The organism is Ensifer sp. 4252 (assembly GCF_050434565.1).
In the GTDB taxonomy this organism is placed as follows: domain Bacteria; phylum Pseudomonadota; class Alphaproteobacteria; order Rhizobiales; family Rhizobiaceae; genus Ensifer.
Genome location: NZ_JBNDIU010000007.1, coordinates 231,330 through 241,982, shown reverse-complemented (window position 1 = coordinate 241,982; position 10,653 = coordinate 231,330). Strand labels below are relative to the sequence as shown.

The 10,653-nt window shown below is 61.0% G+C and carries 11 protein-coding genes and 2 pseudogenes; 7 read left to right on the top strand and 6 right to left on the bottom strand.

Annotated features, from left to right (window positions below):
• The coding region (locus ABIE33_RS16740; protein ID WP_429126898.1) for a hypothetical protein at positions 1-287 on the top strand (287 nt) is incomplete at its 5' end.
• A gap of 13 nt (positions 288-300) precedes the next feature.
• Here the strand turns inward: ABIE33_RS16740 and ABIE33_RS16735 are convergent.
• From ABIE33_RS16735 to ABIE33_RS16710, 6 genes are all read right to left on the bottom strand, one after another.
• Complete coding sequence (locus ABIE33_RS16735; protein WP_429126896.1) at positions 301-423, bottom strand: hypothetical protein; 123 nt, start codon at positions 421-423, stop codon at positions 301-303.
• A gap of 91 nt (positions 424-514) precedes the next feature.
• Positions 515-1,048 (bottom strand): cupin, encoded by a 534-nt coding sequence (locus tag ABIE33_RS16730; RefSeq protein ID WP_429126893.1) that lies wholly within the window; start codon positions 1,046-1,048, stop codon positions 515-517.
• 75 nt (positions 1,049-1,123) lie between these two features.
• Entirely contained in the window at positions 1,124-1,378 is a 255-nt protein-coding gene (locus ABIE33_RS16725) for a hypothetical protein (protein WP_429126890.1), read from the bottom strand.
• A 625-nt stretch (positions 1,379-2,003) separates the two neighbouring features.
• Positions 2,004-2,273 carry a hypothetical protein gene (locus tag ABIE33_RS16720; RefSeq protein WP_429126888.1) on the bottom strand — a complete coding sequence of 90 codons (270 nt, stop codon included), beginning with the start codon at positions 2,271-2,273 and terminating at the stop codon, positions 2,004-2,006.
• Between the two features lie 204 nt (positions 2,274-2,477).
• On the bottom strand, positions 2,478-2,786 hold the full coding sequence (locus tag ABIE33_RS16715; RefSeq protein ID WP_429126885.1) for a DUF982 domain-containing protein: 309 nt from the start codon (positions 2,784-2,786) through the stop codon (positions 2,478-2,480).
• Between the two features lie 112 nt (positions 2,787-2,898).
• Positions 2,899-3,585 carry a TetR/AcrR family transcriptional regulator gene (locus ABIE33_RS16710; RefSeq protein ID WP_429126882.1) on the bottom strand — a complete coding sequence of 229 codons (687 nt, stop codon included), beginning with the start codon at positions 3,583-3,585 and terminating at the stop codon, positions 2,899-2,901.
• Between the two features lie 143 nt (positions 3,586-3,728).
• Here ABIE33_RS16710 and ABIE33_RS16705 point away from each other — a divergent pair, with 143 nt between their 5' ends.
• The 6 genes and pseudogenes from ABIE33_RS16705 (at position 3,729) to ABIE33_RS16680 (ending at position 10,454) form a co-directional block, all read left to right on the top strand.
• Complete coding sequence (locus ABIE33_RS16705; protein ID WP_429126879.1) at positions 3,729-4,739, top strand: efflux RND transporter periplasmic adaptor subunit; 1,011 nt, start codon at positions 3,729-3,731, stop codon at positions 4,737-4,739.
• A 7-nt stretch (positions 4,740-4,746) separates the two neighbouring features.
• Positions 4,747-5,988, top strand: a complete 1,242-nt coding sequence (locus ABIE33_RS16700; RefSeq protein WP_429126876.1) for an ABC transporter permease — start codon at positions 4,747-4,749, stop codon at positions 5,986-5,988.
• Complete coding sequence (locus ABIE33_RS16695) at positions 5,985-6,692, top strand: ABC transporter ATP-binding protein (protein WP_429126873.1); 708 nt, start codon at positions 5,985-5,987, stop codon at positions 6,690-6,692. The genes ABIE33_RS16700 and ABIE33_RS16695 overlap by 4 nt, the downstream gene beginning before the upstream one ends.
• 587 nt (positions 6,693-7,279) lie before the next feature.
• Positions 7,280-7,543: pseudogene (locus tag ABIE33_RS16690) on the top strand (oleandomycin glycosyltransferase); the annotation flags it as partial.
• A gap of 290 nt (positions 7,544-7,833) precedes the next feature.
• Positions 7,834-8,363: pseudogene (locus ABIE33_RS16685) on the top strand (ATP-binding protein); the annotation flags it as partial.
• An 870-nt stretch (positions 8,364-9,233) separates the two neighbouring features.
• Positions 9,234-10,454: a septal ring lytic transglycosylase RlpA family protein gene (locus ABIE33_RS16680; RefSeq protein WP_429126870.1), complete on the top strand. Its 1,221-nt coding sequence runs from the start codon at positions 9,234-9,236 to the stop codon at positions 10,452-10,454.
• The last annotated feature ends 199 nt before the right edge of the window (positions 10,455-10,653 follow it).

The window sequence follows — 10,653 nt, the reverse complement described above, 5'->3', positions numbered from 1 at the left end:
AAGGCCGGAAGCGTGACTGTCCCTCGATCATTATCATCTCCATCTCAGTGGTCCGTTCTCTCAGCGGGCGCGGCCTCTTTCATGCCACCTCCGCTCATCAAACAACTAGGAAATGTCGTCGAAGCGCGCTGGTTCCCTCGTCAGAAGTCTTTGAGCACGAACCGGATGCCAGACCGTTGCTTCTGGTGCCGAACACGCCAACCGCTTACGGCAAGCTGGAATTGATATTTGAGAAACACTGTCGGCTTGAGATTTCATGGGGCGTGTTCGGAACCGCTTTTTCATAGAGAAGCCATAGGCCTAGGTAACGATTGCCGGTAGCGAAATGGTCAGGTGGCGGTCGAACCAAAGCCGCCTAAACCAAACCGGCGCAACCAGCCAGATCAGCACACCGTCCGAGATGATCAACATCGCAACCGCCATGGTCTGCTCACCTCAAGCCCAGGTCATTCCTAGTTCACTAACTTCTGCTTGGTGGTTGCGGGGCGGGTCCGGACTGTCCGCAGCTAGCCCTTTACCGATTGCTCACGTCCTGCCAAAGGACGACCAGCGGGCCGGCAGGACCGTAAATCGGGTCGCTTTTCGGAATGGGCAGAGTGGCGATGGTTCTCAAATCGTCTGGGGTCGCCGCTGCCGTTTCGATGTCGGCATGCTGGCCAGGAGGATAGCCGCCCACCACGAGAAAATCCTCGCTGGCAGAAACGCGCATATGGCCGGTCCCGGCGGGCAGAATTAAACAATCCCCATCGCTGACATGGAGCGTGGCGCCGTCTCGCCCGCCAATCAAAATCTCGGCCGTTCCTTTTGCAATCCCGAGTACCTCGTGTGCCCCAATATGGTAATGCTGGTAGGAGAAGACGCCATTACGCCAGAGACCGCGCCATCCCGCGTCAGAAAAAAGGCGTTCGAATGCTCGGGCACGATCCTTCTGCCCCGGGGGTAGGACGTTTCTATAGACCAGTGCAGGCAAAAAAGGGTGGTTGGGCACCCAATCGCTCGCCGGGAAAAAAAGTGTTTCCGGTTGTTTTGACGCCGTCTCATGCACCATGTTTCGGAACCTTGCCAACATCCTCGCGCAATGGTGAACGCGGGGAGGCATCAAGGGCCGCCCCGCCTACATTTCTTACATGGCATCCATGCCCTTGATCGCATTGCCCAGATGCGACTTGCACTTTTCAAGGTCATTGGCTGTCATGGCGTCCTTGGCCATGGCCAACTCCTTGGCAGATTCGATTTTCTTTGTGCCATCGGGAATCTGACCGATTTGCTGTTCGGCCTTCGTGATAGCAGCAGTGTCACAAATGACATCGGTCTGTGCAAGTGTAGGGCCAGCGAGTGCCACGATGAAGGTGAGAGTAGCGACTGATTTCAGGATCATGACTGTTCTTTGCCGGCACGATGCCGGTTTCCACGCTGATTGAACGGCATACAACCCCTTCTGTTCCCTATAGTTTCAACCAATACGAGGAGTTTTCGAAGAGCATCCACATGCGTGCCGCGTTTGGTGAACGCCTGCAACTGGCCCGAATGGGTTCGCGTGCCACCCGCAGCCGGATGTCACCAATTGCCGCTCAAATGAAGTTTAAGACGAGGACGACGGTGCAGCCGCCGAAGCGGCGGATGATGGGCCAGGGATATTCGAGCGCGCCGCCTCGTATCGATGCACCGAATATCCCCTCGGCTGCCACCGTGCGGCAGTCTCTACGCTCCCATTGCCGCGCGCGCCATCCCCCAAACGAGGGACGCGACCGCCTAACTCGCGTTCTAAGGAAACTGCCCACAGTCCGGCCAGGGCAGACATAGGTTTCGTGTTGGTCGAACAGCGTTCGGAACAGATAGTTGCTACCCGGAACAAACAGGGCCGGTCCGCAAATGACTTCAAGCGAGGTGGCCGCATTTCTCGAGTTACGGGGGCTCATATCCATCAAGCCGCAAACATCTGTGTTCTGCGCTACAGTGCCGACTATCCGCAGCGGGGCCGCAATTTTTGTGGCATAGCAGGCCTAGTGCGTCTTCCTGAAAGGGCGCTGCTCATCGTTTCGTTGGTGCGCAGAGCCCACCCGTCTACAGAACCATCGTCCGCATTCGACCAACGCCAACTCATCAGCATTGCCCATCCTGAACTCATCCATGAGAAATTTCGCGAGGCGGCCGGCTCGTGCGTCCTGGCGCGGAATATGTGCTTCGAAGCAAATCTGATCAAAAATCTTCTGCAATAGATCAATTTCGTCAGGCGCGATCTCAAATCCTGACTGGTCAAAGTGAATAGCCATTGAGACCTCCCTTCTCTGCTATCTCCTCCGCCGGAAGGGGAAGATAGCGGATATGATCATCGCCTCCAACTGAGCAAAAGTTGAGCATGCAGAGCTTAGAACCGCCATTAGTAGCTGAATTGCAGAGATGGCAGTAACGCGCCGTTTCTCATACGAACCCGCGGCGAACGATGAAGTGTCGTTCGCCGAGATCCCTAATGAGTATCAGGCGGCCCTTGGGCCGTTGCCGCGGTTCTGTTGAGGCGCCGTCATGTGCTCGAGCGGCCCAGCGACGGGCAGGTCGGCTTCGAGGCAAGCAGCGATGAACGCTTCCCGCGCGACGGCGACTGGAGTCGTCCTATGGAGGGCGCCCCGACAGGTCTTGACCGCGCGCTCGTAGCGCTGGCCACGACGAAGTGGCCATTCGTTTTCGAGGAAATCAAGAGCATCGAAAACAGAGGAGAAGATGTGGCTCGTGCCGTTGTGAAATCGCACGGTGAGCGGCACGGACCATGGCATTTCTGCAATGAACATTGGGTTCCTCCTTTACATACGAATGGGGATGAAAAGAAGACGGAGAAAATATTGGGCGCTCCGATTTCGGCGTCAAGCCGGGACGGGGACAACGGCCAAAAAAAGGTCTCTGTTATGCTTCGAGGAAGGCGCGGGCAAAGCCGGGCTCCGTGACCTCGATCGACCCATCCGGCAGTTTCAGGAAGCGCTCGATGGCGGTGCCGTAGGTTCGCATCCAGCCGTCGAGCATGGTTGCCGCTCCGTCGAGGTCGCCGGCCTCGTAGCGCTGCAGGGATTTGTGCATCACCTTGGCGACGCTGACGCGCAGTTGCAGCAGCATCAGTGCCGCGGCTTCGGGATCGGGCGCATCCAGCGTCCCCTCCTCATGGCCGCGCCGCAGCATCGCGGCCACGAGCGGCAGGCTGATGACCAGCAGGGCCTCGTCGATGCGGTGGTACAGAGCGACGTTTTCGGGCTTGAACAAGGAATTGAAGGTATTCTTCAACTGCGGAGCCATTTCGATCTTCATTCGCCGCGAGGCGGCGAAAAGAGCGTTCAAGTGCCCAACGGCATCGAGAGACGGCTCTTCGACGAGCGGCTGGAGCTCCTCCAGGTTGCGGCGCGCCATCCGGGTCGCGACGGCCTCCAGCAGCGCCTCCTTGGAGACGAAGTAATGATAGAAGGCGCCCTTCGAGAGGTTGGCATCACGGATGACGTCATTGACCGTCGTGTTTTCGTAGCCGTGCTGGAAGAAGAGCCGTTCGGCGCAATCGATCAGCTCGTTCGATCGGACTTCCGGCGATTTCTTCGTTCTGACCATAAGCACTCCCAGAACAGCGGCTTAGCACGGGTTCACAGCGCGGTCCACGACGCCCCGATGGCAAGGGTGGCATGAAGGCTTGAAACAAACCGACCGTCGGTCTATTTCTACAGAATGACCTCGAAGTTTTCAAGGAGTGTCCCGTGCGGCTAGCTCGCTATGCAATCGGAACGGCGATCATCGTCGCCCTCGGCGCTACCGTCTCCTGGTATTTGTTTCGTCCGGTTCCCCTATCAGTCATTGCTCCGAAGCGCGGCGATGCGGCGGAGATCATCTATGCGGACGGCGTCGTGGAGCCCCGCACCTGGGCGAAGGTTACCCCGACGATCGCCGAGCGGATTGTCGAACAGTGCAACTGTGAAGGCGAGCGCATCGCCAAGGGCGATGTGCTCGCCCGTCTCGACGATACCGAGGCGCGGGCAGCGCTCGGCGAACTTCAGGCGCGGCTGACGCTGGCTCAGGAGGAGTATCGGCGCAAGCTGGCGCTGGCCGAGCGAAACACCATCAGCGAGCAGGAGGTAGACCGGGCACGCAGCGAACTCGGCCAGCTCGAAGCTCTCGTGGCTGGCCGTCAGGCACGGCTCGCGACCTATGTGCTCAGAGCGCCGAGTGCCGGGCAGGTGCTGCGGCAGGACGGCGAGATCGGCGAGGTCGCAGATCTCGGCACGGTGCTGTTCTGGGTCGGGGAACCGAAGCCGCTGATCGTGACGGCGGACGTGAACGAAGAGGACATTCCCCGCGTTCAAAGCGGCCAACGGGCGCTGTTGAGATCAGATGCTTTCCCCAACCAGAAACTAGAGGCGACAGTCGACAGCATCACCCCCAAGGGCGACCCGGTCACGAAGACCTATCGCGTCCGTTTCCGCCTGCCGGACGACACCCCGCTTCGAATCGGGATGTCGACGGACGTCAACATCATCGTGCGGGTGTCGCATGACGCTTTGATAATACCGACCGTAGCGCTGGAAGGAGAGAAGGTCGCCGTGATCGCCGGCAATCATGCGAAGATAAGGGAGGTCAAGACCGGTATACGCGGCGCGGAAGGTGTCGAGGTCCTATCAGGGCTGGAAGATGGTGACCGCCTCGTCACTCCCTTCCCGACCGGCCTGGCCGACGGCGCGCGTGTCAGAGCCTCCGCCGCCCCGGAGAAATGAGTTTGCCATGCGCCTCATCATCGACATCGCACTGACCCACATCTCCGGTCGAGGCCGACAGACGGTCGTTGCGATGCTCGGGGTCGCGGTCGGCGTCGGGTTTTCCATTGCCATGGCCGCCCTGATGCAGGGCGGTCAGGACGATTTCGTCCGCCAACTCGTCGACACGATGCCGCATGTGCAGGTGACCGACGAGCAGCGTACGGCGCGACGGCAGCCGGCGGAGGACCTGTTCGACGCCGTGGCCATCTCCGGCCTCAGGCCGCGCGACGACCGCCGCGGCATCATCAACCCCACCGCGGCACTCTCCTGGCTCGATGGCTGGGTCCCGGGCCGCTTTGCCGCAACGCTCAAGGCACAAGGCGTCATTCGCTATTCCGGCCAGGAAGTCGGCGCGGCCGTCATCGGCATCGACCCGCAGGCAGAACCTGGGATCTCACCGATTATCGGGGACTTCAAGGCCGGAAGCTTCGCAGCGCTTGAGGCGGGCGGCAACAATGCGGTGATCGGGGATACCATGGCCGCCCGGCTCGGCGCCAAGCTTGGTGATACGATCACCGCCGTCTCTTCGGAGGGGCTTAGCCGCCGCTTCAAGGTCGTCGGCCTCTTCCACACCGGGACGACGGCGCGCGACGAAGGCGAAGCCTACGTGCTGCAGAAGAACGCGCAGATCCTCTCTGCCCGGCCGAACGCGATCAACGAGATCAACATCAAGCTCAACGATCCGAACGCTGCGGTCACCGTGGCGCGCCGCATCGAGGCGGAACTCGGCTACAAGGCGGTCGCCTGGCAGGAGGCGAACGAGTCGATCCTGGAGGCGCTCGTCGTGCGCAACGTCATCATGTACACCGTCGTCGCGGCGATCATGCTGGTCGCGGGCTTCGGCATCTTCAACATCATCTCGACGATCACGCACGAGAAGGCGCGCGACATCGCCATCATGAAGTCGCTCGGCTTCACCGAGGCCGACATGCGCATCCTGTTCGTGCTCGAAGGCGTAGCGATCGCCACGGCCGGCACGCTACTCGGCTCGGCATTCGGCTTTGCGATGGTCTATGCGCTCTCGCTCGTCCGCTTCGAGATATCCGCGACCGGCCAGGAAATGACCCGGCTGCCGATCGCCTGGAGCATCCTCCACTATTTAATCGCCGCCGCCTTCGCGCTCGGGTCGGCCGCCGTCGCCGGCTATCTGCCGGCAAGGCGGGCGGCCCGCGCCAATCCCGTCGACATCATCAGGGGTGCGACATGAACACGCTAATCGACGCAAAGGAATTGACGCGCATCCTCAAGGAGACAGTGCCGGTCACCCTGGTGAAGGACATATCGCTGACGATTGGCGAGCAGGAATTCGTTGCGGTCACCGGCCCCTCAGGTTCGGGCAAGTCATCGCTTCTCTATCTGCTCGGCTTGCTCGACCGGCCGACCGGCGGCACACTCAGCATTCGCGACCGGGACACGGCCCGGATGGATGAGGACGAACGGGCCGCCACGAGGCTTGCCAATATCGGCTTCGTTTTTCAGTTCCACTTCTTGCTGCCGGAGTTTACTGCCCGTGAGAATGTCGAGATCCCCATGCGCAAGCTCGGCCATCTTGGCCGGGACGAGATGCGCCAACGGGCGAGCGATCTGCTTGCAGCGCTCGGCCTTGCCGATCATCTCGACAAGCGCCCCGACCAGCTCTCGGGCGGCCAACGCCAGCGCGTGGCGGTGGCGCGCGCGCTTGCCAACGATCCGCCGCTGATCCTCGCTGACGAACCCACCGGCAGCCTCGACAGCCAGAGTTCCGAACAGGTCTTCAAGATCCTGGAAACGCTGGTGCGCGAACACGGAAAGACGGTGGTCGCAGTCACCCACGACCTCGACATGGCCTCGCGCATGGACCGACGTCTTCATCTCATCGATGGACGCCTGACTACGGAGGCGGACAAGGCCGCGATTTCGGGCGAAGCGTGACCCCGGAACGCTGTGGCACCGAGCGGATTGCCTGAACAGCATTGGTTCCTTTGATCAGATGTCGGCTGACGAGGCGGTCCGCCACCGTAGTGCTCAGGGCGTGGCCGCGCACGGCGATGTTCCTGTCGTGTGCCTCTGGGATCGCAGAATGTATCGTCGGGAACCGGGCTTGCGCGTTGCAGCAACTTCAGGCCGCCTATTCCTGCAGGCCGCGTACCGCGGATGCAGACTGAAAACGGACGCCGACGTCGCCACTAGCAACTTCTCCCTCGTCCGGAAACACCGCCAAACCTTCGTATAGCTGTTCTTCTCCCGCGCTAGCCCTAGGATCAGCGGCATGCCAACGGTCATTGGGAGAAAACAATGTCTGGCGATCACCAGCGCGACAGAGCGAGCGCCATCAAGACCAAGCGCGCAAAAATCCTCGCAGTCTTCGTCGTCGACACTGACGAGACAAAGTTGACGATACCCGACAAGTAAAGGTCGCGGTGTGCCCAGCGCGTTTCAGCCCGGAGCCGACGCGCTCGACCCTTCGTACCGGTTCGTCGGGGCGAGCGTCGGTTCCCGCCCGGCCGATCCGGGGTTCGATGCCGTCCGGCTGGCGAACCCCCGTGCTGTACGCGTCGCTGGGCACGGTGTTCGATGGGGGGCCGGCCCTGCTGCGGACCTTCGCGACCGCGCTGGCACCGCTGGGCGGCACCGTTGTCGTCTCGACCGGGCACACGGAACCGGCAGACCTGGGTCCGCTGCCGGCCAACGCGCTGGCCCGCCGATCCGCGCCGCAACTCCAGGTGCTGGACCGTGCGGCACTCTTCGTGACGCACGGCGGCATGAACAGTGTCAACGAGGCGATGCGGGCCGGGGTGCCTACGCTCGTCGTGCCACAGGGCGCAGACCAGCCACTGGTGGCCGGCGGGTCGTCGAGCTCGGTGCCGGGTCGTCGTCCTGCTGGTCCTCGCCGGGCTGTCCGAGAGTGCCGGACGGGTGCTGCCCGTGGTGGCGCGCAGGCCCAAGCTGTCCCCGCGGCTCGTGGCTGGTCTGATGGTGAGCTGGGGGGAAGTTCTTGGCTTTCTGACCCGCTCTCGCCCATCGGGGCAATCACCTGCTTTGGCGTGTTGCTTGCCACGATCCTGACCGCGGCAGCTGGTTGGCCTGTGCACTTGGGCACAAGGCCTGCCGCGACGATCGCTCGGTTCTCTATCAGCGCGTGCCACGGCTGTTTGCCAATCTCGCTCTTGCCCACGGCGACGGCCGCTATGCCAGGCTGCAGCGAACCCTCGGTCACGTCCAGCTTTTGATCCTTGATGACTGGGGCTGGAACCGCTCAATGAGCAGGCACGCCACGACCTCCTGGAGATCCTCGAAGATCGCTACGGACGCCGCTCTACGATCATCACCAGCCAGCTTCCGGTATCAGCCTGGCACGAGATCATCGGCAACCCAACCTACGCCGATGCCATCCTCGATCGCCTCGTTCACAACGCCCACCGCATCGACCTATCCGGCGAAAGCTTGCGGCGAAATCAGCGCCGGAAAATCTTGACTCGTTACACGAATGAAATGACAACAATCACAGCCAGCAGGACCCCAGCCTCAAGGGGGCGAGATCATCCCGGAATCCGGGGGCGCAATCATCTCGGGACAAAGGGGCGGCTTCATCGGAATCGCTAGGGCTTGATGCATGTGATGTTGTTTGCGGTGTTCAGCGTATTGCTGTTCGTGTCGTAGGCTATCATCCCTGGCAGCTTCTTTGCGAGCTGCCTGAGGTGCGGGAAACGCCCTCGCACTCGCGAACGGGACGACCCGTTGGCGTTAGGACGTTCATAACCGTAAGGACGGCCTTCTAAACGATAGATGTGTCAGGCGGAGTGATGTCTGGGGCAAGTTCGTCCTAAAATATGTAGCAAAACAATCGGTTAGTGGCTAAGGACTAGAAGGGAACTGCCGGCGTGGCGGCCCAAATCTGGCCGGATCAGCTCGTCCGGCGCATAGGTCAATCCTATACCATCGATGGCCGCATCGCTCGCCTGCTGAGGGTATCTGATGTCGGCTGGCCGTCCAGATGGACGCTGAACTCGCGTTCGTCCTTTGCTGCTGGCCGCAGGTTGACGCAGCTGTGGTCCTGAAGTCCTGCGGGCCTGCCGGCGCGGAGCGAGGCGCGAAGTATCAGGTTCACCATGTCGCGCGCGATTGCCGGCCAAGCCGAACGCCCGCGTCCGCCTGTCCGGTCGAAGTGCAGTCTTGCCAGGGTCGCGGGTCTGCGTCCGGTGGCGATATCCGCGGCCAGCCCCGGTAGAGGGCGCTGTAAATTCGCGCGTCCCCATGGAACTTTTGGCATCAGACCTGATTTCACAAGTATCTCACGGATGGAGCGAATTAATGGCGCGCCCCCAGAATGCAGCAACGCATCGACTGCCACAGCTGCCATTCCGTATGTCTCTCGACCCAATGCAGAGCAGACAGCGAGCGGGTGGCCGACATGAGCGTGCGTGTCGAGGTTTGCCGCAAGATGCACGGAAGGTCGTCGCCAGCGGTGGACAGATGGCCATTGATGTAAGTACGGCTGTCAAAGGCGTGCGATGGTTGGCGATCACGATGGTCTGTGCGTGCTGTGCTACCTGTACGACCATGCAGGCTCCCAACACGAACCGCGGCAAAGCATATATTTCCGAAGAAGTGTACGGGGTGAAGGCGAGCCCGCGGGTCGCCTTCAGCAAGAATGTCCGCAAGGGCGGTGGCCGTTATATGGTCGGCAAGCCCTATGTTGTGAAAGGTAAGCGTTATTACCCGAAGGAAGACCTGAACTATGACAGAAAGGGAATCGCCTCCTGGTACGGCTCGGTGTTTCAAGGCAGCCGGACCGCAAACGGCGAGGTTTATGACCAGTATCACATTTCCGCCGCGCATCCGACCCTTCCTCTGCCCAGCTACGTGCGGGTGACCAATCTTGAAAACGGTTCTTCGCTCATCGTGCGGGTCAACGATCGCGGTCCCTATCGGAAGGGTCGCATCATCGACGTTTCCAGCAAAGCAGCTGACATGCTGGACCTGAAGCACCGTGGCACGGCTTCCGTTCGGGTGCAGTATGTAGGCCGCGCCCGCTTGGGCGGAGACGATATGCCCTATCTCATCGCCTCCCATGTCAAGAAGGGTGATCGCTTCCGGGCTGTCAATCCGGAACCTCAGACCGCAACCGGCGTGATGGTGGCCTCGGATCAGTCGATGGCCGATCATTTGCGAAGCGACAGTCAGTCCTCCTGGTCGAAGCAGACCAACCATGCCGGCAAGACGCCGAGCGCCTCCTACCAGACAGGGACCGACGCCGCGGCCCCGTTCCAGACATTCGAGCAAGTCGTGATGTTGCCTGAATCGGCCACATCAACTTTGAACGGCCGTCCGAAGACACATCCATCGATGTCGCGAAACGCCAAGATCGCACATCAGGATCACGCAATCGGCTCCATGCCTGACAATGAGGTTCGCCGTCGCATCGGCATGGCCACGGGTAGGGATCTGGTGGGCCGGGCCTTGGCCGATGGTCTGGGCGGCGTTGCAATGGTGCGCGACGTGACCACGCTTGATGTCAAGTATTGCTTGCATGAGGACAGCAATGACGGTGCGCGCGACATCTGTGCGGTTCAAGTTCTCCCTCTGCCGGGCGTCAATCGCAGTCAGCGTCTGGCCGGGGTGATATCCGTAAGGCGACGCCGCGCTAACCAAAGTGACTGCTGCTGGCGAGGGACAACAATCAGTCTTACCTAGAGAGCCGCAAAGGATCCTCACCGGACATGCCCACTGCTGCCGTCGAGCGGCGGCAGTGGAGTGGTTGCATTGGCCGCCAATCGGAAATCACCCGGCCGGCCGCCAATGCACGGAAGCGCCTCATGATTGGAAGATGTTCTCGCTTCGTGCTGAAAGGTTAGCATAATGTATCGACCGGGAGCATGACCTCGGCCGACTA

What these genes read in the sequence shown, in the direction of transcription:
- ABIE33_RS16715 (WP_429126885.1), bottom strand. Translation starts at nt 2,786, where the DNA reads ATGTTCATTGCAGAAATGCCATGGTCCGTGCCGCTCACCGTGCGATTT.
- ABIE33_RS16680 (WP_429126870.1), top strand. Translation starts at nt 9,234, where the DNA reads ATGGCCATTGATGTAAGTACGGCTGTCAAAGGCGTGCGATGGTTGGCG.
- ABIE33_RS16695 (WP_429126873.1), top strand. Translation starts at nt 5,985, where the DNA reads ATGAACACGCTAATCGACGCAAAGGAATTGACGCGCATCCTCAAGGAG.
- ABIE33_RS16720 (WP_429126888.1), bottom strand. Translation starts at nt 2,273, where the DNA reads ATGGCTATTCACTTTGACCAGTCAGGATTTGAGATCGCGCCTGACGAA.
- ABIE33_RS16730 (WP_429126893.1), bottom strand. Translation starts at nt 1,048, where the DNA reads ATGGTGCATGAGACGGCGTCAAAACAACCGGAAACACTTTTTTTCCCG.
- ABIE33_RS16735 (WP_429126896.1), bottom strand. Translation starts at nt 423, where the DNA reads ATGGCGGTTGCGATGTTGATCATCTCGGACGGTGTGCTGATCTGGCTG.
- ABIE33_RS16725 (WP_429126890.1), bottom strand. Translation starts at nt 1,378, where the DNA reads ATGATCCTGAAATCAGTCGCTACTCTCACCTTCATCGTGGCACTCGCT.
- ABIE33_RS16710 (WP_429126882.1), bottom strand. Translation starts at nt 3,585, where the DNA reads ATGGTCAGAACGAAGAAATCGCCGGAAGTCCGATCGAACGAGCTGATC.
- ABIE33_RS16700 (WP_429126876.1), top strand. Translation starts at nt 4,747, where the DNA reads ATGCGCCTCATCATCGACATCGCACTGACCCACATCTCCGGTCGAGGC.